The following is a 23,084-nucleotide window of genomic DNA, read 5'->3' on the forward strand; positions in this document are numbered from 1 at the left end:
ACTTAGGCATGCCTGCGCAGTTTCCGGATTACCGCACCATACAGTCGTGCAAATACGGCAGTTGTGCGCCCGCCGACATACCAGCACAGCATCAGCAGCGCGTTGCATCGAGCATCTGCGTGTTTCAGTACTTTCCGATTCTTCCACAGAAACCGCGCGGTGTTATAGAGCGCATAGGCCTCATACGACAACCGGCCCCGTCCGCGTGCGCCGCCTGTCGCTTGGGATGGGGGCAAGTTAATTTGTAGGGCGCGAGGTTCATAGGTGATGGTCAACCCGCGCGCACGGCAGCGCACCAAGAAGTCTGTCTCTTCGCGATAGCAGTTGCCGATGTAGCCCGTATCGAAGTCCAGGGCCTTGGCTGCATCAGCGCGGATCAAGAACGATGCGTGGCACACAGGCACTTTCAGCGGACGCGCGGCGTTTGCGGCAAAGTCGAACTGAAGTCGGCTGAGATTCACCACATCGTCTACTTCGGTCGCTACCGTTCGGCGTGCGATGACCGCGCTTTCGCTATCCTGGTCATCACGCAGATACAGTGCAGAGGCGCCGACGATATCGCTTGACGTCTCTCTTGCCGTGCTCAGAAGAATGTCAAGTGCACCGGGACTCAGGCAAGAGTCATCGTCGCCAAAGTAGACGAACTCGGTAGTTGCCAGCGCCTTGCCACGATTCTTTGAAGTCGTCTGCTTGCTATTCACCTCGTTACGAAGATACGTGATCCGCGGGTAGCGCCGCATGAGTTGACGCGCCACTTCCGGTGTATCGTCGGGCGAACAATCATCCACGAGCACCAGTTGCGCCACTTCGGCCTGCAGATACGTCGGGATTGTCTCAGCTAGCAAATGCGAGCGCTTGTAGGTCGGAATGACAACAGTGACTTTAGGCTGGTTCTCTGGCATGGACCTTTGCAATGATGAATACGAGTCCGGCAAACAGCATGGCCTTCAACAGCGGGACCAAGAAGAAGAATTGGTTCTCGCGCGGTAACAGTAGGAAAAAGGGGAGCGTGGCGGCAAAAACGAACAATCCACGAGGAGAAGCTTTCGCTGCCTGGTAGAGGAATCGCAGGCAGCCGCCGGTGAAGAGACCGGCAATCAGTGGGCCAAACAGTTCCGAGTAAAGCATGGACTCAGCGACGGCGGAACCGCCCATGCCCTTGCCGTTCAGGTACATCTCAGCATCGACGATGAACGAGATACGGTGTGCGAGACTCGTGGTGTGATGGGCGAAGTCGATGGTCTGGACCACGGCCATGTCGCCGAAAAAGCGATGGTAGCCATCAATGAACAGGGCAAAGGTCGAATTCAGGCCGTCGAGCACTGGCGTGAACTGCCCAAGGTGCTTGATTGTGGAAACAACGAAGATTAGCGACACGCCCTGGCCGTAGAAGAAGCCAAAGAGCGTTTCGAAGGGGTCAGCGGAGAAGACTGTTCCGATCGGCATGCCTATGCGGACGCGGCCTACTATGTCGGCGAGCACGGCGAGGCCGACGCCGGCGGCCACCGTTTTCCAACCTGAGACGCGGATACCCTGCGTGGAAATCAGGAGCCAGGTCAGGCAAAGGATCTGCGCCATGGGAATCCCGCGAGCACCCTTGAACATTTCCATCACACACAGGAGCAGGCCGAGGCCGTAGGCGACGAGCGCTTGGCGCCGCGTCGGCCGCGACGCAAGGTAGGCGAACGCGCAGAGGATCATCCAGCCGCCCAGCGCGTACAGCAGGCCCCCCGGGCCGCCATACTTGTACATGGACAGGTAGTCGCCGCTCTTCCAGGTGTTGAGATTGACATACAGCCGGTACGTGGCGAAGGGCAGCAACAGCAGCCCAGCACCGAGTGCAAAGCGGCCCAGCGCCGCATCGTGCCTCAACTGAAATTCTCCCAGTTTGCCTGCCGTCAGCACAATGCCGCATAGGAAGAGGGAGATCGCGGCCAATGCCTGGGCCAACATGGCGTCGTCCATTGGGCCCATCAGGAACCAGTCGCCATATCGATAATCGGCCCAGCCGAAGAAATAGGTAATCACGAACCGGCTCAGCAGAAACAGGGCCGTCGTGAGGCAAAGCAGGCTAGTTGGGTTGATCCGGCTCGATGAGGCCTGACTAGCCCGTGCAATACAGACGAGAAGCGACAGTGCGGTAATCGGCGCCTGTACGTCCAGGCTGCCGAAGGCGCCGCTGACCAGATTGGCCATGGCCATCGCCAGCGTGGCAATCAAAAGCATATCAGGCATCCCGTGTCCTCCAGAACATAACAAAAGCGGTAAGCAGCAGGCTCAGGTTGGCGAGTACATAGGCGATCGGGGCGCCAGCCAGACCTGCGATACCGRTGAGCACATAGGTGGCCAATACAAAGCAGATCGAGAACATCAGTTCAAGAATCCACGAATAACGCAAATTTCGCTGATAAATAAAAAACGCGACAAATGGCATAGCCAGGCATTTGATGGCATCGCCAAGCAGTTCGATCCACAGTAGCGGCGCGATACTAGCGAACTGATCGGAATACAGCAGCCTTACAATCCGGTCGGCACCAAACGCTAGAATCAACAGCCCTAACGCGCCGCCAGCTGCGACCAGCAAGACATAGCCACGCAATCGGCCCCTGAGTGTACGGTGTGGCGATTCGCTACGAAACACCTCCGGAAGGAGGACAAAGCCCACCACTGCCTGTGCCATGGCCATCACTGCATCGGATATCCGAAACATGCCTTGCCATAAACCGGCCGCGTCCAAGCCGAGTCGCATGGCGATGGTTTCCCGAACGGCGATGACCGCGGCGGTGCCAACCACTGCCGGCGCCAGCGCGATAGCCACGTAGGGTGCCAGCGAGCAGGCGGCCGCGAGGGCCTCCCGGCTCGGACGCACGCCGCCCAGCCAACGTGTACCGGTTGCTGCAGCCACAAGTAGCCACACCGCCAGGGTGGCGCCAAAGCCTGCGAGCAGCCCATGCACGGCGCTCTGCACCGAGTCGGTCTGGACGAAAGTCCAATAGCTCGCCAACGCCAGCAGACCCGACAGCGCCACCACCATCGCATTCAGACGGGAGCGGCCCTGGGACAGCAAAGCTGCCTGGATGTGCAGCGCCAAGCCGGCGAYTACCGCCAGCACCAGCGCGGCCAGCGGCGTCAGCCACGCCGCGCCGCTGACGATGTTCAATTCGCGGAAACCGGCATGCCAGACGGCGATCAGCAACGGCATGCCGAGCACGAACAGCATGCCGCCTGACAACCAGGTCGCGCGGGCGCGGTCTGTCCGGCCCGGCGAGGACAGCCGGGCGATCAGGCCCTGGCTGATTCCGCCGTTCGAAAACGTGGTGTAAAGCGTGGCCAGGCTGAACACGTTGCCCCACGTGCCAAAGGCTGCCGGGCCCAGTTGTGTGGACAGGATCTTGTTGGCAGCCAGCCCGCAAATCAGCTTAAGGAGAACGCCCAGACCTGAAATCAGCGCGTTCAATGCCATGGAGGCGACGTCAGCGTCTGGTTCGGTCCGAAAACGCGGGCAGCGAGGCGCGACGCCATAGCGGTGCAGAGAAAGCTCGCCAGGAAGAACGTCGATGTGAGTTTGCCGAAGCCTTCCATCGTCCGCATGATGAACCATACCGACTTCGCCGAACGCACCTTGTTCGACGAGAACGAACGCTTGCGCACACGATACCAGGCGAGCGCCTTTGGCAGCCGTTCGCCGCGCAGCCCGCCCTTGATCAGAATTGCCCACGCCGCGAAATCCTCGGCCACGAGGCCGGGCGGCATTGCCGGGAACACGCCGTCGCCAGCGATACTGCGCTTGAGCATTACCGCCAGGCAGCCCACGCCGCGCCGGGCATTATGGGTAAACAGGGTCAACCGGTCCGGCCCGCAAATCTTGGAGAGAGGGCGGCCGCTGCCGTCCTCGAACGGAATATAGTCGTGATAGCTGAAATCGAGCGCATGGTCGCGCATGAATCCAACCTGCTGCTCCAGCTTGGTGGCATCCCAGATGTCGTCGGCATCGAGAAATGCCACGTAATCCCCCCGAGCTGCAGCGATGCCGATATTTCGGGCCTTGGCGGGACCATATGCAACGGGATTTGTGATTATCCGAATGCGTGCATCGGACGCGGCAAGGCGGGCGAGTACCTCAGCGGTCTCGCCATTCGAGCCATCGTCGATCAAAATCCACTCATAATCGCCGAGGCTTTGTTGCAGGATCGAATTGGCAGTGGCGCCAATATATCTCCCGTCGTTATGTACTGGCGTAATGATACTGACCAGGGGTCTCGCGCTCGATGTAATCATTGTGCGAAAAGTAGCAATTCAAGCCGCCGAGTCTGCGATGCCTGCGAGTATAAGGCATTGAATGCGGCCAAAGCGATATTGCGAAGTGACGCAAGATCCTGGGTTTGTAAAATTCTGTGAAGCGTCTGCGCCATCTCTTGTTCGGTTTCGACGACGCTAATGGCCTCGCGATATCTTTCGTCGGACAACGCGGTTTCATAGCCGACGGCCGCGTTCGGCATGCACACGACTGGGATGCCGAACGACAGTGCTTCCGCAACCTTGGTCTTCATGCCGCTGCCCCAGCTAACCGGTGCGGCGTAGAGGGTCGCCCGGGCAAAAGTGGCCGCCATGGTATTTGGCGCGGGGGTGTCCACCACTTCTAACTGTGGATAGGGCGCAGCCATTTCGGCGGCGCGGGCCCCGGCGGCCACGAACGTGGCCGGCCGAGCGCCGATCTCGCGGTAGCGCGCCGCGACGTCGGCAAAATGACGCAGCGCCGTCTGGTTCGGCGCGAAGCCGAAGTGGGCCGTGAACAGGATTTGCGGCACGTCGCTCGATGCACCCCGTGCGGACGTGTCGCCTGGAGAGAGCGAAATCGGCAGCACGCCGGTACGCGCCGGGTGGCCGAAGTGGCTGGCGAACAGCGCGCGGTCCGCTTCGGTAATGAATGTCATGAAGTCGGCCGAACGACACGGCGCCTCGGCGCGATGAATGAGCCACAAATCCACCGCTTGACTTACTTGCCGTAACACATTCCCGGCAAGGTGCTGGCGCTGCAGTTCGGCCTCCACGTTATCACTCAGGATCGCATAGGTCTTTCCCGGCACGCGACGCCGGATGATGTCCATCAGCAGCCCGCAGCGTGAATTGTGGAACAGCACGATGTCCGCCTCGCGGGCATGCCGGACCAGTCGGGAAAGGTAGGTGATCAGATAAGTCGGATATAGCCGGGTGCGCGCCAGGATGTCACGCACCTTGTTCTTCCGGAGATAGACCGTGCGGCAGTGGGCGGGCGGCACGAAGGCCATCTCGGGCCCCATATCCTTGCTAACGATGGTGACCTCGGTCACGCCGCTTACGGCGCAGACCGCTCCCGCAAGCGAGCGCAAATAGAGTCCGCCGCCGGAAAGCTCCTGCAATCCGTTGGGCGATATCAGCAAGACTTTCACAAGTGTGTGGCGTTGAGCAGCGCGCGTATCTGGTCGCAGAAGCGCTGGGTGGAAAAGGAATTGGCGATGAACGCGTGCATGGCGGGCGGATCGTTCTGCGCGCGCAGCCGGGTAAAAATCGCAGAAGCTTGCCTGAAGAATGCGGCGCTGTCTGTCGGCAGTTCGCCGACCCAAGGCACGTTCCGGCGCAGGAATACATCGCAGGCGCCAACACGGGTGCCCAGCACGCTGACGCCCGACGCCAGCGCCTCGAGCGTGACCAGTTCGAAGCCTTCGAACAGTGACGGAAAGACAAACACGTCGATATCGTCGTAGAACGCCGACATCCTCTCCGGCGGCAGGCCGGGGACGATCGTGACATTCTGCAAATCCCGCAATTCGGCTGGAATGTCGCTCATCGTCGCGATGACGAGCCGCACGTCGGATTGGCCGCCGACCCAGCGGGCGACGTCGATCAGGTAGGGTAGCCCCTTGCCGTATTCGAGCCGGCCGGCAAAGCCGAGGCGGACTACCCTGTCGGTGAACTTGGGCTGGGCGTGGAACACCGAGGCGTCGATGCCATTATGAATTATGATGCACTTTTCAGCCGGAATTCCCTGCAGATCCACACACAGGTCGCGCACCGCTTCCGACACACACGCCACCCGGTGCGCACGCCGCATGGTCAGAGCCTCGAGTCGAGCGAGCACCCGCATGCCCAGGAACCGGTTTCCCGATGCCGCGAGCGCCTGGATATAACCGGCCGCCGAACCGTGTACGATGACCACGTCAGCGGGAAAAAATGGCGTATAGGATGAATTTGAAATTGTAAGAAAACGGTTACCGCATAATCGTTTTATCCATAACCAAAGCGACGCGGCGATCGGAAAGGTAAACTGTGCCAGGCGTTTGGTGCGCAGGAATTGTGGTAAAACCAGAGTTTCGTCGACGAGCGTAACGTCGGCCCCGTGCTGGGTCAGGTCATTCAGGAGCAGGGACACGACGCGTTCCACGCCGCCGGTGTTTTGGACTCCATTACGCGATACGAGATAGATAGGCAAGAGCATGAACGGTACCGGTGTCGTGCCATTGTGGTTTGCACAACGCCAAGGGCTGGCCCCACTATCGGAGCGTCATTACGTGAAGTCTAATAACGGCTTGCCGCCGGACAGGAGTACGCGTGCCCGGCAACGGCTGGAATGCGAAGCAGCGTGATCACAAGATGGCCCGGTCTGCGCTGCGGCGCGGCACATTCTACGCGAACCACTGCGCTATCCTTCGCCCCGATCAATTTTTGAGTTTCCATGTTCGAACTTTTCTGGCTTCCTGCGATTTCGGCAATGCTGAGTGCAGGTGCTGTGCTGATTCTTCGCCCCCTTGCTACGCGCGGCGGCCTGCTGGACCACCCTGGTGGCCGCAAGCGGCATGAGGGATCGACGCCGCTCGTGGGCGGCATCGCCATCCTGATCGCGATCTGGGTGGGCACCGCGATGTTCGTGCGCGGCTATGATCATTACAACGCGCTCTTTGTCGGCCTGACTCTGCTGGCGCTGGTCGGGCTGTTCGACGACCTGAACGGTATCCCGCCGCTGAGCAAGCTGGCCTTCCAGTTCACGGCTGCCATCCTGATGACGTCCTGGGGCGAGGTGTACCTACACTCGCTCGGCGACCTCCTCAACAAGCGCGACGTCATTCTCTATGCTTGGGGCATTCCCCTGACTCTGCTGGCGATCCTCGCGGTGGTTAACGCCATTAATATGACCGATGGCATGGATGGGCTGGCCGGTGGCTTATCGCTGATCGTGTTCGGCTGGTTCGCATGGCTTGCCCATGATATTGGTAACCCCGGCGCGTACCGTATTTGCCTGCTGATCTGCGGCGCCATTGCCGGCTTCCTACTGTTTAACATGCCGAGTCCATTGCGCCAGCGACTGGTCTTCCTTGGCGATGCCGGCAGCCTGTTGCTCGGCTATGGCATCAGTTGGTTTGCGGTGGAGTTGTCTCAGAAGGAATACAATGCCGGCCGCCACGTACCCCCTGCGGTCATGCTATGGGTGGTCGGACTGATTCTGGTGGACCTATTGGCCGTGGTCCTACGCCGCGCCATCCAGGGMAAAAACCCGCTGGCGGCGGACAGAACACACTTGCATCACCTGCTTCTGAGAATGGGGCTGAGCAGCAAACTGGCGGTCTGGTTTCTGCTGATAGGCAATTTTCTGCTGGGCCTGCTTGGCGTGGTCGCCTGGAAGCAGGGCGTACCGGATTCCATCATCTTCGCCGCGTTTCTCGTGTTCACTGGCATCCACCTTCTAATAATGCAGCGGGCGTGGGTTGTCATTCGCTGGGTGAGGCGTCTCCGTTCCCGGTAACCACTCCCCGGAGCAGCGCTTCCCATTTTTGGTCGACGATCCGGTTGATCGTATGGGCCGCTGCGGTCAGCCTGCCACCTTTGGCGAGCTGCCACCGGAGATTGGGGTCACCGATCACCCGCAGCAGCGCCCGTGCCAGCGCCGGCCCGTCCTCCGGTGGCACCATCACCGCATTTCCCCCCTCCACGAGCAGCGCCTTCGGCCCCGTTTCGCAGGCACTTGCCACCACTGGCAGGCCGAACGCCATCGCCTCGAGCAGGACCAGACCGAAACCCTCATAGCGTGAACTCAGGCAGAACACGCCCGCCTGCTGGTAGGCTGAGGTGATGTCGGTGCGCGCCCCGGGCATCGACACCGTCCCGGCGATGCCGTACTGCACGACAAGCGCCTCGAGCGTCGGCCGCGCCGGCCCCTCGCCGACGATTTCCAGCCGCCAGTCCGGCGCCTCCCTGGCCACTAWCGCCCACGCCTCCAGCAAAATGTCGAAGCCCTTGGCTTCCACCAACCGGCCGACCGCCAGCACTGTTTGCGYCTGCGTTAGGGCTTCCATCGCCGGCGGAAGGTCGAACGGCAGCGGATTGGCGATCACGGCAATCTGGAACCGATGGCGAATGGCTGCGCGCCAACGCAGGCGGTCGAGGTCAGTCAGTACCACCACCACCGCAGCCGTCCGGGCCGCCAGCCGCCGGGCAATACGCCGCGCTGGCTTGCCGAGATCTTCGTCGAAGTGGCAATGCTCCCAAGCCACGCGGCGGGTGCGGCTGCCAAGCAATGCTGGCAGGGTGAACAGCGTGAGCATCGGGTCCACCTCCACCAGCACGTCGACATCATGCTCGGTCATAAAGCGCCTAATGCGCCATACTGTAGCCACATATTGGCGTTTGAACGACGGGCGCGCTGGGAAGAGGGTGCTGTGGATGACGGCCGGATGCAGCGGAAAGGCACTGGTCTCATCCCACAGGCTCAGCACGTGGATTCGATATCCGCGTGCTGCCAGCGCGCTCGCGATGCTCGCCGTCACGCGTTCCGCCCCGGCCAGTGCGTTGAGCGTGCCGGTAAGGAAGCAGACCACCGGGCGGCACGTCATCGAACCGTCCGCCATGCGTGGCACCACATGCCCAGCCCGAACAGCGTGGTGATCGCGCTGGCAACGGCGTAACCGAGGATGGCACCTTCGGCGCCGTAGTGCGGAATGGCGATCCAGTCCACCGCGATTGTGGCGGCACAGGCGATGCCCCATTTGATGGCGATCCAGCGTGGCCGGCGCAGATAGACGGCGAGCACCGTCAAGCCGACATCGGCAAAGACCAGCGGCGATACCATCAGCGCCAGCCGCAGTAGCGACGCCGCCTCGGCGAACGCCGCGCCATAGAGCCAGTGCACGATCCACGGCGCCAGCCCGATCAGCGCGCCAGCGCCGAGGACGCCCAGGGCTGTCAGGAGCAGCGCCAGTTTCAGGATGTTGCGGATGGCGGCGCCGCACTCGCCGCGCGCATAGATATAGAGGGGGGCAATGCCGCTGGCCASAATTGTGGCCACGGTGGTGAAGTTGTCCACGATCTGCACCGTGGCTGCATAGGCCGCGAATTCGGTCGTGGGCACATGGGGGCGGAGCAGCAACTGGTCCACGCGCCGCGCCCCCATCATCAGCATAAAGCTGATCCAGAACAGCGAGCCATCGTGAAACAGCTGGCGCGTCAGCGCGGGGTCATGCTGCACTCGCCCGTATGGCATGCGCCGGCGGTAATACAACGCCAGCAGCAGCGCCGCCAGTACCGGTTCGGCCACCACCGCCAGCGCGTAGGCGTTGGCCGCGTGGATGCCGGCCCACGCCAGCGCCCCCACGGCGGCGGCCTTGAGCGTCAGCGAGGCCAGGTTGACGTATACCCCGGGGCGGTTGTGCGTGTGGGCCTGCATCCAGGCGATGACGGCGCCCGACGGCTCGCGCAGCAGGATGCCAAGCCCGAGGATCAGCGCGGGGCCCCAGCTCGGCCCCGCATGCGGCGAGGCCGCCAGGAACGCGCCGACCAACAGGTAGCCGCCGCAAGCCGCCAGCCAGCGCAGTCGGAATACATGGGCGAGCAGCCGGTGCTGGGCCGCCGCGTCCCCCAGCGCCACGAGCCGCGGCACCACGACCTCGCCACCGCAGATCAGCGCCACGGATGCCCCGATGAAGACGATCGACTGCGCATACTGGAACGCGGCGAAGTTCTCCGTGCCGAGCGCGCGCGCGAGGATTGCTACGACGCCCAGCCCGACCAGGACCTGCGCGCCGCGGTCGAGCAGCATCAGGCTGACGTTGCTCGCTATGCGTCGGCGCATGGGCGAACCGGCCCAGGGCGGGCGCCGGCCGGCGGACACAGCTGCTCGAAGAGGGCCAGCCAACGGTCGGTGGCGGCCTCGATGCCGAAATGCGTGATGATGCGTTCGCGGCGAGTGGTGGCGGCATCACTACTGCCGTCCTGGTCAAGCGCGGCGCGCATGGCGGCAGCCAGCGCATCCGTATCGTCAATTGGCACGACGGTGTCGATGTCGCCCATCAGTTCCGCCACGCCCGGCGCGGCGGTGGCGACGACAGGTCGCCCGCACGCCATGGCCTCGCCAATGACGAGCGGCATGCCTTCCACGCGCGACGACAGCACGAACAGATCGGCCGCATTGAGCAGGGCGGGGATGTCACGGCGCGTGCCCAGCAGCGCGGCGGTGTCGCCTAGACCGTGTCTGGTGATGCGGGCCGCTAGCGCTTGCCGCTGCGGGCCGTCGCCGGCGATCAGCAGCCGTGCTGGCGTGGTGCGGTCCATGCGCGCGAAGGCGTCGATCAGCATGACCTGCGCCTTCTCGGCGGCCAGGCGTCCGATCGTCAGGATCAGCCGCGTCTGCGCGTCGAGCCCGAGCCGGGCGCGCGTGCTGGCACGCAGAGCGGGGTCGGGCCGGAACTTGTCGGTGTCGATGCCGTTGTACATCACACGTACACGGTCGGCGCTGACCGCGCCTAAGCGGATCATTTCTGCGCGGCTGGCTTCGCTGACCTGGGTGGTCAGCGTGCACCACCGGCTGGTCAGCCGATAGAGCCACATGCGCAGCCGTCCGCCCTCGGAAAAGCTGTGCGCCGCGCAGACCAGCGGCGGTATTCGGGCGAACCGCGACAGGAGACGCGCAAACATATTGGCGTGGAACATGTGCGCGCTGATGACGTCCGGCCGCCATTGCAAGGCAAAGCGTTGCGCAGTGCGCAGGGCCTGGACCATCGAGAGCGGGTTCTTGTGGACGTCGAGCATCAGCCGTTCTACTGCATCGGGCATCGGCACCTCGCAGTCGGGCGTCAGGCTGATCAGCCCCACCTGATGCCCCCGGGCGAGGAATTCCCGAGCCAGCGCTGCAACCTGCTGTTCAGCGCCACCCATCCGCAGGCCGGTAGTGATCAGCAGGATGCGCATGGCCCGAGACGGAAGGGCTGGAGCGGGAGCTTCGAACTCAACGTGCACCGTAGCCGGTTAGCAGCGTCCGCAAGGTCTTGAGTGCGATCAGGAAATCCAGTGCGAACGAGCAGTGCTTGACGTAGTAAAGGTCATAGCTGAGCTTGGTTACCGTTTCCTCGTGTGTGCCGACGTAACCCTGCTGTACCTGTGCCCAACCGGACAGCCCTGGGCGCACCAGATGGCGATAGGGGTAGTACGGAATACTCTGCGAGAACTGGTCTACCATCGGTACCTGTTCGGGTCGCGGGCCGATCAGGCTCATGTCGCCCTTCAGCACGTTCCAAAGCTGGGGAATTTCGTCGAGCCGGTACTTCCGGATAACCCGGCCCACGCGCGTCACGCGCGGGTCCTGCCGCTTTGCGAACTGCGCAGGCGCATCGTCGTCGGTGGTCATGCTGCGGAACTTCAGCATCACGAACGCGCGGCCGAACACGCCGACGCGGGTCTGACGGAATATCGCCGGGCCTTTCGATTCGAGCCGTACCGCCAGGCCCACCAGCACGCTAAGCGGCAGGGCCAGCGGCGAAAGCACAATCACGGCGACGATGTCGAGCAGCCGCTTGAAGAAGCCATAGAAGTAGTGCTTCGCATAGTCGTCAAGGAAATTCTCATCGATATGTGCCAGCCCGACGCGCCCCGTCAGCATCTCGCCAATGCGTTCCACCGAGTACATTCGGACGTGGGAAAGCTTGAGTTGGGACAGCAGGCGGGTCCGTTCCGGGTCGGCCGTGGCATTGCGGTCCACCATCAGGGCATCGCAGCGCGTGGCCTCGAACAGGGAGCGGATGTGCTCGAACCGGTTTGCGCTAGGCGGTGCCGCACCAGGCATGTTCAGGATCTTCTCCAACTGGGCGAGCGTCCCCTCGTCGGAATAGCCGAAGACTGGCACGTAGTTCCTGACGAACAGTCGGTAGCCGCTCCACGTCCAGACCAGGGTGGCGAAGTAGCTGATCACGAGCGCCACGCGCGAGTATTCCACCCGCAGTACGGCAAAACCGGCCAGGAGGATCACGAAGGCAAGGGTCACGGACAGGCCGACCAGGCTGTTCCCCTCGACTGCCGGCAGATGCAACGAACGCAGCATCAGGGCGAACGCGCACAGGTACGCCACGCCCGACCATGCCAGCGTGCGAGTAAACAATACGGTGACCACTCCGGTCTGCCGTAGCGACTCCACGGCCAGGATGGAGAGCCCGAGCAGAAAAAGGCCCAAGAGCGCCCAGCCCATCATACGACTGGCGCGCCGCATGGTTTCGGATCCTCGGGCGCGCACAACTTCGTTGGAGCGGGATACGCTGTTGATTTTCGTCATTCGTCTTTTTGGCCATACGTCCGCTCGCATGGCATTCTGCGTTAACTATCGGAATGCCTCGGCTTGCCCCGGCAGCGATGCATTTCGATGCCGGAAGCGCGCTGCGGCAACGCGTTATGATGCGCTGTCGAGTGGACGAACGTACACAAGTGGGTGGCGGTTGCGCGACGCTTGCGTAGCGCGCGCAAGCGCACACCGTCGGATTCCTCAAGGGAGGCGCACGATTATAACTGGGACGATGCACGATGCCGCCCGGAGTGCATCAAAATGCATCGCCAGTGTGGTCTGCCGTACATTGGTATTGCGTTTTGGCTCTCCCAAAGTTTCTGGAGGCCAGTTGCCGCGCCGCCGCAATCCGGCACAATGTTGCCTTGACATCGTGTCAGCGATCCCGAGACGCGTAGAGAATTCCCCATTCAACCATCGAAACGCTCATGCAAACTGACCCCTCAATCTTCAAGGCCTATGACATCCGCGGCATCGTCGGCAAGACGTTGACGCCCGAGGTCGCCCGCCAGATCGGCCTGTCCTTTGGCTCCGCCGCCGTCGAACTTGGCGAGAAAACCGTCGTCGTGGGCCGTGACGGGCGCTTGTCCGGCCCGGATCTGCTCGGCGGACTCGTGGAAGGGCTGCGCGCTGCCGGTGTCGATGTGATCGACCTCGGCATGGTCGCCACCCCGATGGTCTACTTCGGCACCAATATCGAGCTGGAGGGCCGCCGCGCCGGGTCCGGCATCATGGTCACCGGCAGCCACAATCCGCCCGACTACAACGGTTTCAAGATGGTGCTCGGTGGCAAGGCCATCTACGGCGACCAGATCCAGGCGCTGCACCAGCGCATCGAGGCCGGCAAGTACACGCAGGGCAGTGGCGGATACAAACTAGTCGATATCCGACAACAGTACCTCGACCGTATCGTCAGCGACGTCAAGCTGGCCCGCCCGATGAAAATCGCCCTGGACGCCGGTAACGGCGTGGCTGGCGCCTTCGTCGGCGACCTGTTCCGGGCGCTCGGCTGCGAGGTCGTCGAGCTGTTTTGCGATGTCGACGGCCATTTCCCGAACCACCATCCGGACCCGGCCCACGTCGAGAACCTGCAGGATCTGATGCAGTGCCTGCGCGACACCGACTGCGAGCTGGGCCTCGCCTTCGACGGCGACGGCGATCGCCTCGGCGTGGTCACCAAGGATGGCGAGGTCATCTTTCCGGACCGCCAGCTGATGCTGTTCGCCGAGGAAATCCTCTCGCGCAACCCGGGCGCGCAGGTCATCTACGACGTCAAGTGCACCGGCAAGCTGGCGCCATGGATTCGCGACCACGGCGGCGAGCCGCTGATGTGGAAGACCGGCCATTCGCTGGTCAAGGCCAAGCTCAAGGAAACCGGCGCGCCGATCGCCGGGGAGATGAGCGGCCACGTGTTCTTCAAGGACCGCTGGTACGGTTTCGACGATGGCCTCTACACGGGCGCGCGCCTGCTGGAAATCCTGTCGCGCCACGCCGACCCGAGCGCCGTGCTGAACGCGCTGCCGAACTCCAACTGCACGCCCGAATTGCAACTGAAGTGTGCCGAAGGCGAGGCGTTCACGCTGCTCGACAAGATCCGCGCCAATGCGAAGTTCGAGGGCGCGCGCGAAGTCATCACGATCGACGGCGTGCGCGTGGAGTACCCCGATGGCTTCGGCCTGGCGCGTCCGTCCAACACCACGCCGGTGGTTGTCATGCGTTTCGAAGCCGATAACGATGCCGCGCTGGCGCGCATCCAGGCCGAGTTCAAGCGCGTGATCCTGGCCGAGAAGCCGGATGCAAAGCTCCCGTTCTGAAGTGGGGCAGCCGGCCGGCGCCGCAACGTCGAACCAGGCCGCGCCGCTCGCCGTGGCCGCGCCGTTCGCGTTGCCGGCCCCGCCGCGCATCCTGGTCGTCAAGGTCTCGTCGCTGGGCGATGTGGTGCACAACATGCCCCTCATCCACGACCTGCGCGCGCGCTGGCCCGATGCCGAGATCGACTGGGTGGTGGAAGAGGGCTATGTCGATCTGGTGCGGCTGCTGCCGGACGTCCACCGCGTGATTCCGTTCGCGCTGCGGCGCTGGCGCAAGCGGTTCTGGCAGGGCGATACCTGGGCCGAAGTCGGCGCGCTGCGCGACGCGATCCGGGCGCGGCCCTATGACGCGGTGCTGGAGACCCAGGGCCTGCTGAAGACCGCCATCGTGGCGCGCACCGCCGCGCGCACGGCCGGGGCGCCCGTGATCGGGCTCGGCAATGCCACGCAGGGTTCCGGCTACGAGCCGGCATCGCGCCTGTTCTATACCGCGCCAGTCAAGGTGCCGCGCCAGACCCATTCGGTGCGGCGCTCGCGTCTGCTTGGTGCCGCGCTCACGGGTGGCACGCCACCGGAGCCGCCGCGCTTCTTCGGTCCTGCGGCGACCTCGCTGCATGTCGATGATCCGCTCTGGGCCGGGCTGCCGCCTCGGTACGCGGTCTGTTTCCATGCCACGGCCGGCGCGAAGAAGCGCTGGCCCGTGGCGAACTGGCATGCCCTCGGTCAGAAGTTGCATGCCGAGGGCCTGACCGTGCTGCTGCCCTGGGGCAGCGAATCCGAACGCCGCGATGCCGAGGCGCTCGCCGCCGGCATGCCCGGCGCGCAGGTGCTGCCGCGCTTCTCGGTCATGCAGGGCTTTGGCCTGATCAATCGGGCCGAAGTGGTCATCGGCGTGGACACCGGCCTGGTGCATATCGCCGCTGCGCTGTGCCGGCCCACTGTCGAGATCTACACCGCCACCTGGCGCTGGAAGACCGAGGGCTACTGGTCCGACCGCATCGCCAATGTGGGCGACGACGGCATCGTGCCGTCCGTCGACGAGGTCTACGCCGCCGCCGTGCGGGTACGCGGAGTGCCTGCCTGATGCTTCGTCTGGTTTACACGTTGTTGTGGGGGGTGATCCTCCCACTGGCGCTGCTGCGCCTGGTCTGGCGGTCGCGCAAGGAACCTGGCTATCGCCGCCACATCGGGGAGCGGCTTGGCCGATATGGTGGGCTGTCGGCCAACGGGCCGTGGCTCTGGGTCCATGCGGTGTCGGTCGGCGAGACGCGCGCCGCGCAGCCGCTGCTCGACGCCTTGCTGGCCGCGTATCCCCGCCATCGTATTTTGCTGACCCATATGACGCCGACCGGCCGCCAGACTGGCCAGCAGCTCTATGGCGACAACCCACGCGTGCAGCAGTGCTACCTGCCGTACGACGTGCCGGCGCTGGTGCGCCGCTTCCTCGCGTATTTCCGGCCCGAGGCAGGGCTGATCATGGAGACCGAGGTTTGGCCCAATCTGGTCCACGTCACGCGCCGGGTGGGTGTGCCGCTGTTCCTGGTCAATGCCCGACTGTCGCCGCGCAGCTATCGACGGACGGCGCGCTTCGGCGGCGCGGCGGCCTCGCTATATAACGATTTCACGGCGGTGCTGGCCCAGACGGCTGGCGATGCCGAGCGCTATCGCGCGCTCGGCGTGAAAGCCGTGCAGGTGACCGGCAATCTCAAGTTCGACATGCAGCCGCCGGAGGCCGGCGTCACGCGTGGCCAGACCCTGCGCCGGGCGTTCGGCGCCCGCCACGTGCTGGCCGCCGCGAGCACGCGTGAAGGGGAGGAGCCGCTGATCCTGGAGGCCTTCGCGCGCTGGCCCGGCGCGGCGCGTCCCGCGCTGCTGCTGGTACCGCGCCATCCGCAACGGTTCGACGAGGTGGCGGCGCTGGCCACACGCGCCGGCTTCAGCGTGCAGCGCCGCAGCCAGTTGGACGTGGAAACCCTGGACACGCCGATCACCGCCGACATCGTGCTCGGTGACTCGATGGGCGAGATGGCGATGTACTACGCCGYCTCGGATATCGCCTATATCGGCGGCAGCCTGATCCCGCTCGGCGGACAGAATCTGATCGAGTCCTGCGCCGTCGGCACGCCGGTGCTGATGGGCCTGCACACGTTCAACTTCGCCCAGGCCACCGAGGATGCCATCGCCGCCGGCGCCTGCCTGCGCGTGGCCGACGCCGACGCCCTGATGGCCGCCGCCTCGGCCGTGCTCGCCGATGAAGTGCGTCTGGCCGACATGCGCGCCCATGCGCTGACGTTCGCCGGGCTGCATCGGGGTGCCACGCAGCGCACTTTGGCATCCGTCGCGCCAGTGTTGCGCTGACATACAGGCGCCACGCGGGCGTCTACACTGGTTGCATAGTGAGGAAAAGTGCGACATCCGCCTCTTTATCGTGGCATGCGCAACCAGGAGCTCGATCGATGCAACATCCCTTCTCCATGCGTGGTGTTTTCGCCACATTGATGCTGGCCGCCGTGGCGGCGGTGGCGGGCTGCGCCACCGGCCCGGCGCCCGACCAGCCATCGGCCAGCGCCAGCCTTAACGAGACCCGCTCCGGCGGCCCGAGCCGCTGGGAACTGATCCGCTGGCAGAACGCCGATGGCACAGTCCGCGACATTCCGCATGGCGACAACGGCCAGCCGGTCATCTTCGAATTCAATGACGGCATTGATGCCTCCCAAGGCACCGTGAGCGGCACCAGCGGCTGTAACCGCTTCACCGGCGGCTATGGCAAGACCAGCGCCGGCATCCGCTTTGACCGCATCGCCGGCACGCGTATGGCCTGCCCGGGCRTGCGGATGGAGGTGGAGAGCGCGCTGCTGAAGGCCATGCAGTCGCCCTTTACGACGGTCGGCACGCAGCCGTCCGCCGGCGCCACGGGGCGCCAGATCATCTGGAAGACGGCTGACGGCGATCTGTTGCAATTCGTCGAACGGGAAGGCGTGGGCCGGCGCGGCGCCAAGGCGGACGCCGCCGCGGGGCACGAGAAAATCGTCTATATCGACTCCCAGCGCGTGGAGTGCTCGGGCGTGGGCCGCATGCAGTGCTACCGCTGGCGCGAATCGCCCGATGCCCCGTGGCAGCTCTGGTACGGGCCGATCGAGGGCCTGGATTTCGAATCCGGCGTGAGCTACAAGCTGCGCGTGCGCGAGTACCAGGTGCCGAATCCGCCAGCCGACGCGTCGGCCATCCGCTGGCAGCTGTTGAGCGTGGAGGAGCGCAAGCGCGGGGGGTGATCCATACGGATCGATTAGAATGCCGGACCAAGCTTGGGGGCGACTGACCCGCAAGCCACCTCGGGTGACTCGTATTGCAGGGTTTTTATGCTTGATCGCAAGAATCGGCTGTCCACGCTCGCCGACGTCCTACTCTTCGCCTTTCCTATCCTGATCCTGTGCGTTTCACACGGGGCCGGGGTATTTCTGGGGGGCGTCTGCCTGCTGGCCCTTGCTGGATGGCGGGAGATGGGCCGTGCCTGGCGCGACCATGTTTCCGTGCTGCGGCCGCTGGCAATTGCCGTGCTGGCATTCATGGCAGTATGCGTCGCCTCGAAGATTTATCACGACACGCCGTGGAACGTGATCGACAATCCATCGCGCGCGCTGCTCGTGGTGCTGACCTGCTGGGTCATCGTCCGCGTGGCGCCGAATCCGGAGCGGCTCTGGCAGGGCATTACTGTGGCGCTATTCCTGGCCCTGCTCATCATTGCGTACCAGTACTTCTGGCTGGCCGACTCCCGCCCCTCGGCGTGGGTACAGCCGATCGCGTTCGCCAACATGGTGGCTGCGCTGGCGCTCGTCGGGTTTGCCCGGCCCGGASACAGCCGGCGAGACCATGCCGCCGCCTGGTTCAATGTCTTCTGCGCGGTGTCCATCCTCATGATGAACGGCACGCGCGGGGCAATGATCGCGATGCTCGTGACCCTGTTTCCGCTGCTGCTGGTGCGCTACCAGCGCTTCAGCGCGCGAATGTTCCTCGTCGCCACGTTGGCGATCGGGGGGCTGGTGGCCGGTTCATACTTGGTGCCGCATAGCCCCGTGGCGAAGCGAGTGGACCAGGCGTTCGTCGAAATCCACAAGTTCGAGCAGGGTAACGCCGAGTCGTCGGTCGGGGCACGGCTCAAGATGTGGGAAATCGGCCTAGCCTATTTCGAGGACCATCCGTGGACGGGTATCGGCATAGGCCAGTTTGCGCGCGTCCTGCGTGCGTCGCCCTACTGTGATGGCCGCACCAAGCCCTCCATGGTTTGTGTGCTCGAACATGCACATAATGATATGGTCGAAGCGGCGTCGACCACGGGCGTGCCAGGGCTGGTGACGTTCCTCGGACTCTTTCTGGTTCCGGCGGGTATTGCAGTCTCGACGCTGCGACGCTGCCGTGCCAACCAGAGCGACCGTGGCGTGAGTCTGGCGTGCGCCTGCCTTGGCGTAGTGATGGCGTCGCTGATCTCGGGGCTGACCCAAGTGACGATGGCACACCAGGCCAACGTGGTCTTCTACGCTGGTCTGATCGGCCTGTTGTTGGGGTTGGCGGGACGTGAGGCCTACGCCACTCGCACCCTTCCGGCCAAAAGCGCGCCGGCGACGCTACCATCGGCGGGCGCGCGTCGGATGAGTGCCAGCAGTGTCTGAGCGTCTTTGATTTTCAGGAGGGGTTCCGGCTACCGCGGCGCAATGGAGATGGCAGCGGCGCCGACCCCACCCGCGCCTTCTCCGGCAGCTTGTACATCGTGCCCGGCACCGACGTCAGCAGCGTATTGATCTGCACGACGTCTTCCTCGCTGAGCACTGCCGTCGACGCCTTCAGGCGCAGCCCGTTCATGATCGTGTCGTAGCGGGCCTTGGCCAGGTCGCGGCGGGTCGAGAACAGCTGCGCCTCGGCATTCAGCACATCGATATTGATGCGCACACCCACCTCGTAGCCCAACTGGTTCGATTCCACCGCGCTCTGTGCCGAGCGTTCGGCCGCTTCGAGCGCCTTGACCTGCGCCAGCCCGTTGGACACCCCCGAGTACGTCTGCCGCGCAGTCTGCGCAGCCGTGCGGCGCGCGAATTCGAGGTCGCTGGCGGCCTTGTCGGCCAGCGCCAGCGTCTCCCGCACGCGCGACTGGATCTGTCCGCCGGCGTAGATCGGAATGCTCAGTTGCACGCCCACCACGCCCGAGTTGTAGCGGCTGCCGACATTGCTGAGCTGGGTCGCCGTGCCCTGCGCATTGGTATAGCCGTACGAGGCGACGAGGTCGACGGACGGCAGGTGGCCGGCCCGGGCCTTGTTCGATTCCCGCTGGGCGGTCTCGAGGTTGTAGCCGGCAACGCCGACCTGAAGATTGGTCTGCTCCGCCTGCGCGGCCCAGGCGTTCACGTCGGCGGGCATCGGGCCCGGAATGGCGGCCTCGGCGCGCAGCCCCATCAATTCGTCGACCGGCTTGCCAGTGATCTGCTGCAACGACGCGCGTGCCACTTCGAGCGCGCTTCGGGCCGAAATCTCGGTGGCCGTGGCCAGGTCGTACCGCGCCTGGGCGTCGTTGGCATCGGTAATGGTGGCCGTGCCCACCTCGAAATTGCGCTTGGCCTGCTCGAGCTGCTCGCCGATGGCCTTCTTCTGGGCGCCGGCCAGGTACAGGTTGTCCTGCGCGGCCAGCACGTCGAAATAGGCCTGGGAGGCCCGCGTGATCAGGTCGAGCTGCGCCTGCTGGAACGTGACTTCGCCGGCCAGCGTGGCCAGTTCGCCCTGCTTGTACGTTTCCCAGCGATCCCAGCGGAACAGCGGCTGCGTCAGTTGCAGCGCCCAGGTGTTGGCGTTGAAGTAGCGCGTGACGTCCACGGGCGAGCTGTAGTCGGCCATGGTGCGCTGCACGCCCGCCGTGCCAAGCACCTGCGGCAGCAGGCCGGCGCGTGCYTGGGGCAGGCGCTCGCGCGTGGCCAGCAGTTGTGAGCGGGCGCTCGCGAACTGGGCGTCATTGGCTTGCGCATCGCGGTAGACCTGGAGCAGGTCCGCCCCCGCAGCGGCCGGAACATGCAGCAGGGCCAGCAGGGACACGGCGAGCGCCAGGGGTTTCCTGGCTGCACCGGGCACGGCGAGAAGCGCGAAACTCATGACATCTCCAGCTCGGCCAGCGCGCGCGCGGCCATCGTTCTTGTTGGTCTACGGGTGATACTGCTGAGGCGAGCGACTTCGGGACTTCGGGATTCAGCGTGACGGCGGGGCCCGGACATCGCCCGGGCCGCCTCCCTCAATACTGCGGAACGGACGGGTCCACCTGCGTGGACCACGCGTGGATGCCGCCAGTCAGGTTGTAGACGTTGGCGTAGCCCTGGCGCTCCAGGAAGCTGGCCACCTGCATGCTGCGCGCACCGTGGTGGCAGATGCAGACGATCTGCGCTTCATCGTCGAGTTCGCCGAGGCGGGCCGGGATCTGGCCCATCGGGATGTGGGTGATGCCGGGCATCGCGGCGGTGCGGATCTCGAGATCCTCGCGCACATCGAGCAGCACCGGCTTGGCGCGGCCGGCGTCAGCCAGCCATTGCGCGAGTTCGGGGGCAGTAATGACCTGCATGGCGGCTCCCGGCGGCTCAGAACTGGAACCGCGACGGCTGGGCAGCGCCTTGCAGCGGCTTGACCAGCGTCTCGAACAGGTTCACCGACTGGTAGCCGGATTCCGAGGTGCGCGTGATGATGCGCGCTTCCATCACCGGCGCGTCACCGACGATGACCGCGATGCGGCCGCCCACCTTGACCTGCGACAGCAGCGCCTGCGGAATCTCGGGCACCGAGCCCGACACGCAGATCACATCGTACGGCGCGGCGGCAGCCCAGCCCTCSGCGCCATTGCCTTCGGCCACTTCGGCGTTGCTCACGCCGGCGGCGGCCAGGTTCTGCCGGGCCAGTTCGGCCAGCTCGGGCACGATTTCCACGGTCAGCACGTGGCGGGCGCGGTTGGCCAGCAGGGCGGCCATGTAGCCGGAGCCGGCGCCGATTTCCAGAACATTCTCATGCTTGCGCACGTTCAGGTCCTGCAGCAGACGGGCTTCCACGCGCGGGGCCAGCATGTTCTGGCCGGCCGGCAGCGGGATCTCCATGTCGACGAAAGCCAGCGCGGCGTATGCCTGCGGCACGAACTGCTCGCGCTTGACCACGGCCAGCAGGTCCAGGATTTCCTGGTCCAGCACGTCCCACGGACGAATTTGCTGTTCGATCATGTTGAAGCGGGCTTTTTCGAGATCCATCTTGCCTTTTCCTTCCAATTCCAGTGCTTGCGGAGAGCCCGCCATTTTACCCCTGCGGACTGCCGCAGGATGTTTACAGATTATTGGCAACGACTTGCGCGGGGCCAGTTGTTGCGCGTTGGCACAGGRCCGGCGCTCAGCTGTCCTCGCCGCCAGCCCGCTCGGCCGCCTGGGCGGCCAACATTTCATCCCGGATCTGTTCCCAGACCCAGGGGCCGGACTTCGCCGGCAGCGGCGTGTCCCGGGCCGSGCCCGTGGTCAGGCCGAACAGCAGCATCTGGATCAACTGGTCCACGAACGCCGCCGGATCGATCTCCTGCACCGCCACCTGGCTGAACGCGCGCTGCCACAGCATCAGGAAGACCAGCGGGGCGCAGATCAGCGTGGTGGCGGGGTTTGCCGGGGTCTCACGGAACTCCCCGCGCGCCGCGCCCCGGGCCAGYACACGGGCGAACAACTCGTCGCCGGGGCCCATCACTTCGTCCTGGTAAAACTGGGCGATGTCCGGGAAATTGCCCGATTCGGCCATGATCAGCTTGGTCAGCCCGGCGGCGCGCGTGGCGCCGATCAGGCCCCACCAGCCCAGCAGCAGCTCGCGCAACAGTTCGGGCGTGGACCCTTCGTAGGTCTCGACCAGATCGATTCCCCGGGCCAGCGCCGGCACCATGTTCTCGCGCACGACGGTCTTGAACAGCTCTTCCTTGTTCGCGAARTACAGGTAAACAGTGCCTTTCGAGACACCTGCGGCGGCGGCAACGTCCTCGAGCCGGGTCGCGGCGTAGCCGCGCTCCACGAACAATTCCAGCGCGGCCGCCACCAGCTCCTGCGGGCGCGCGGCCTTGCGCCGGTGCCACCGGCGCGCGTCGGGATCTTTCTTGGGCGAGAGTTCGGTCACAGGGCAGGGATACGCGAGACGGCGGCGCACGTCCGCGTGGCGGCGCCGCATCGAAATTAAATAACTTGTGGGTCAGTAATGTAGAGGAGCGGTCTTGAGCGGTCAAGCCAGCACCATCCCGCATTGTGACGCATCCGGCGCAGGTTGCGCTTTGTTGCAGGTTGGACGGGACGGCTCAGGCAGAATGACGCCTTTCGCGTACCTTTCCCGATGTCTTGCATGACGACATCTGCGCCTGAACCTTGAGCATGGCCTGCCAGTCTGACTTTTCCTGCCGCGATGGTTGCGGCGCCTGCTGCATCGCGCCGTCCATCACGTCGCCCCTGCCGGGCATGCCGCACGGCAAGCCGGCGGGGCAGCCCTGCGCGCAGTTGCTGCCCGACATGCGCTGCGCGGTGTTCGGCCAGTCGGAGCGCCCGGCGTTCTGCGGCGGGCTGCGCCCTTCGGCCGAGATGTGTGGCAACTCCCGCGAGGCGGCGCTCCACTGGCTGACCCGGCTCGAGGTGCTGACCGCGCCATCCACCGTTGCCGCCTGACTGGCA

Annotated in this window: 21 protein-coding genes; 7 read left to right on the forward strand and 14 right to left on the reverse strand. The window is 64.5% G+C overall.

The features are described from left to right. Nucleotides 1-2: 2 nt before the first annotated feature. From AB4Z27_RS21120 to AB4Z27_RS21145, 6 genes are read right to left on the reverse strand one after another with little or no spacing between them, the layout of a single operon-like run. Entirely contained in the window at nt 3-902 is a 900-nt protein-coding gene (locus AB4Z27_RS21120) for a glycosyltransferase family 2 protein (RefSeq protein WP_441645174.1), read from the reverse strand. Further along, nucleotides 883-2,235: an O-antigen polysaccharide polymerase Wzy gene (wzy, locus tag AB4Z27_RS21125; RefSeq protein WP_441645175.1), complete on the reverse strand. Its 1,353-nt coding sequence runs from the start codon at nt 2,233-2,235 to the stop codon at nt 883-885. Before wzy ends, AB4Z27_RS21120 begins: the two co-directional genes overlap by 20 nt. Next, the gene (locus AB4Z27_RS21130) at nt 2,228-3,463 is read right to left on the reverse strand and encodes a hypothetical protein (protein WP_441645176.1); all 1,236 of its coding nucleotides are present in this window, start codon (nt 3,461-3,463) and stop codon (nt 2,228-2,230) included. Before AB4Z27_RS21130 ends, wzy begins: the two co-directional genes overlap by 8 nt. Next, nucleotides 3,454-4,278 (reverse strand): glycosyltransferase family 2 protein, encoded by an 825-nt coding sequence (locus tag AB4Z27_RS21135; protein WP_441645177.1) that lies wholly within the window; start codon nt 4,276-4,278, stop codon nt 3,454-3,456. The genes AB4Z27_RS21130 and AB4Z27_RS21135 overlap by 10 nt, the downstream gene beginning before the upstream one ends. Then, complete coding sequence (locus AB4Z27_RS21140; protein ID WP_441645178.1) at nt 4,275-5,429, reverse strand: glycosyltransferase; 1,155 nt, start codon at nt 5,427-5,429, stop codon at nt 4,275-4,277. Before AB4Z27_RS21140 ends, AB4Z27_RS21135 begins: the two co-directional genes overlap by 4 nt. Next, nucleotides 5,426-6,475, reverse strand: coding sequence for a glycosyltransferase family 4 protein (locus AB4Z27_RS21145; protein ID WP_441645179.1), 1,050 nt, complete (start codon nt 6,473-6,475; stop codon nt 5,426-5,428). Before AB4Z27_RS21145 ends, AB4Z27_RS21140 begins: the two co-directional genes overlap by 4 nt. 237 nt (nt 6,476-6,712) lie before the next feature. Between AB4Z27_RS21145 and AB4Z27_RS21150 the strand changes: the two genes are divergently transcribed. Then, nucleotides 6,713-7,777, forward strand: a complete 1,065-nt coding sequence (locus AB4Z27_RS21150) for an MraY family glycosyltransferase (protein ID WP_441645180.1) — start codon at nt 6,713-6,715, stop codon at nt 7,775-7,777. On the opposite strand, the gene AB4Z27_RS21155 is transcribed toward AB4Z27_RS21150, so the two are convergent. Genes AB4Z27_RS21155 through AB4Z27_RS21170 form a run of 4 tightly spaced genes read right to left on the reverse strand, consistent with a single transcriptional unit; the run spans nt 7,743 to nt 12,568 of the window. After that, on the reverse strand, nt 7,743-8,879 hold the full coding sequence (locus tag AB4Z27_RS21155) for a glycosyltransferase family 4 protein (protein WP_441645181.1): 1,137 nt from the start codon (nt 8,877-8,879) through the stop codon (nt 7,743-7,745). The two genes, AB4Z27_RS21150 and AB4Z27_RS21155, sit on opposite strands and share 35 nt — an antisense overlap. Beyond that, nucleotides 8,861-10,099, reverse strand: a complete 1,239-nt coding sequence (locus AB4Z27_RS21160) for a lipopolysaccharide biosynthesis protein (protein WP_441645182.1) — start codon at nt 10,097-10,099, stop codon at nt 8,861-8,863. Before AB4Z27_RS21160 ends, AB4Z27_RS21155 begins: the two co-directional genes overlap by 19 nt. Continuing rightward, nucleotides 10,084-11,214 (reverse strand): glycosyltransferase, encoded by a 1,131-nt coding sequence (locus tag AB4Z27_RS21165; RefSeq protein WP_441645183.1) that lies wholly within the window; start codon nt 11,212-11,214, stop codon nt 10,084-10,086. The genes AB4Z27_RS21160 and AB4Z27_RS21165 overlap by 16 nt, the downstream gene beginning before the upstream one ends. A 37-nt stretch (nt 11,215-11,251) precedes the next feature. Further along, entirely contained in the window at nt 11,252-12,568 is a 1,317-nt protein-coding gene (locus AB4Z27_RS21170) for a sugar transferase (RefSeq protein ID WP_441645184.1), read from the reverse strand. A 434-nt stretch (nt 12,569-13,002) separates the two neighbouring features. On the opposite strand from AB4Z27_RS21170, the gene AB4Z27_RS21175 reads away from it, so the two are divergent. The 5 genes from AB4Z27_RS21175 to AB4Z27_RS21195 all read left to right on the forward strand — a co-directional run bounded on the left by AB4Z27_RS21175 (nt 13,003) and on the right by AB4Z27_RS21195 (nt 19,052). Next, the gene (locus AB4Z27_RS21175; protein WP_441645185.1) at nt 13,003-14,388 is read left to right on the forward strand and encodes a phosphomannomutase/phosphoglucomutase; all 1,386 of its coding nucleotides are present in this window, start codon (nt 13,003-13,005) and stop codon (nt 14,386-14,388) included. Beyond that, nucleotides 14,369-15,469: a lipopolysaccharide heptosyltransferase I gene (waaC, locus tag AB4Z27_RS21180; RefSeq protein ID WP_441645186.1), complete on the forward strand. Its 1,101-nt coding sequence runs from the start codon at nt 14,369-14,371 to the stop codon at nt 15,467-15,469. The genes AB4Z27_RS21175 and waaC overlap by 20 nt, the downstream gene beginning before the upstream one ends. After that, a complete protein-coding gene (waaA, locus tag AB4Z27_RS21185; RefSeq protein WP_441645187.1) occupies nt 15,469-16,743 on the forward strand; it encodes a lipid IV(A) 3-deoxy-D-manno-octulosonic acid transferase in 1,275 nt (424 codons plus the stop codon). Before waaC ends, waaA begins: the two co-directional genes overlap by 1 nt. Nucleotides 16,744-16,859: 116 nt before the next feature. Further along, nucleotides 16,860-17,657, forward strand: a complete 798-nt coding sequence (locus AB4Z27_RS21190; RefSeq protein ID WP_441645206.1) for a DUF4377 domain-containing protein — start codon at nt 16,860-16,862, stop codon at nt 17,655-17,657. Between the two features lie 87 nt (nt 17,658-17,744). Then, nucleotides 17,745-19,052, forward strand: coding sequence for an O-antigen ligase family protein (locus tag AB4Z27_RS21195; RefSeq protein ID WP_441645188.1), 1,308 nt, complete (start codon nt 17,745-17,747; stop codon nt 19,050-19,052). Nucleotides 19,053-19,065: 13 nt separating this feature from the next. Here AB4Z27_RS21195 and AB4Z27_RS21200 read toward each other — a convergent pair whose 3' ends face one another. The 4 genes from AB4Z27_RS21200 to AB4Z27_RS21215 form a co-directional block, all read right to left on the reverse strand. Further along, nucleotides 19,066-20,517 carry a TolC family outer membrane protein gene (locus tag AB4Z27_RS21200; protein WP_441645189.1) on the reverse strand — a complete coding sequence of 484 codons (1,452 nt, stop codon included), beginning with the start codon at nt 20,515-20,517 and terminating at the stop codon, nt 19,066-19,068. 136 nt (nt 20,518-20,653) lie between these two features. Next, complete coding sequence (locus AB4Z27_RS21205; RefSeq protein WP_092290575.1) at nt 20,654-20,977, reverse strand: rhodanese-like domain-containing protein; 324 nt, start codon at nt 20,975-20,977, stop codon at nt 20,654-20,656. Nucleotides 20,978-20,993: 16 nt separating this feature from the next. After that, nucleotides 20,994-21,647, reverse strand: a complete 654-nt coding sequence (locus AB4Z27_RS21210) for a protein-L-isoaspartate O-methyltransferase family protein (RefSeq protein ID WP_092290573.1) — start codon at nt 21,645-21,647, stop codon at nt 20,994-20,996. Between the two features lie 136 nt (nt 21,648-21,783). Next, a complete protein-coding gene (locus AB4Z27_RS21215) occupies nt 21,784-22,542 on the reverse strand; it encodes a TetR/AcrR family transcriptional regulator (protein ID WP_441645190.1) in 759 nt (252 codons plus the stop codon). 248 nt (nt 22,543-22,790) lie between these two features. Between AB4Z27_RS21215 and AB4Z27_RS21220 the strand changes: the two genes are divergently transcribed. After that, on the forward strand, nt 22,791-23,078 hold the full coding sequence (locus tag AB4Z27_RS21220) for a YkgJ family cysteine cluster protein (RefSeq protein WP_441590645.1): 288 nt from the start codon (nt 22,791-22,793) through the stop codon (nt 23,076-23,078). Nucleotides 23,079-23,084 lie beyond the last annotated feature (6 nt).

This window comes from Cupriavidus sp. KB_39, from assembly GCF_052114485.1.
In the GTDB taxonomy this organism is placed as follows: domain Bacteria; phylum Pseudomonadota; class Gammaproteobacteria; order Burkholderiales; family Burkholderiaceae; genus Cupriavidus.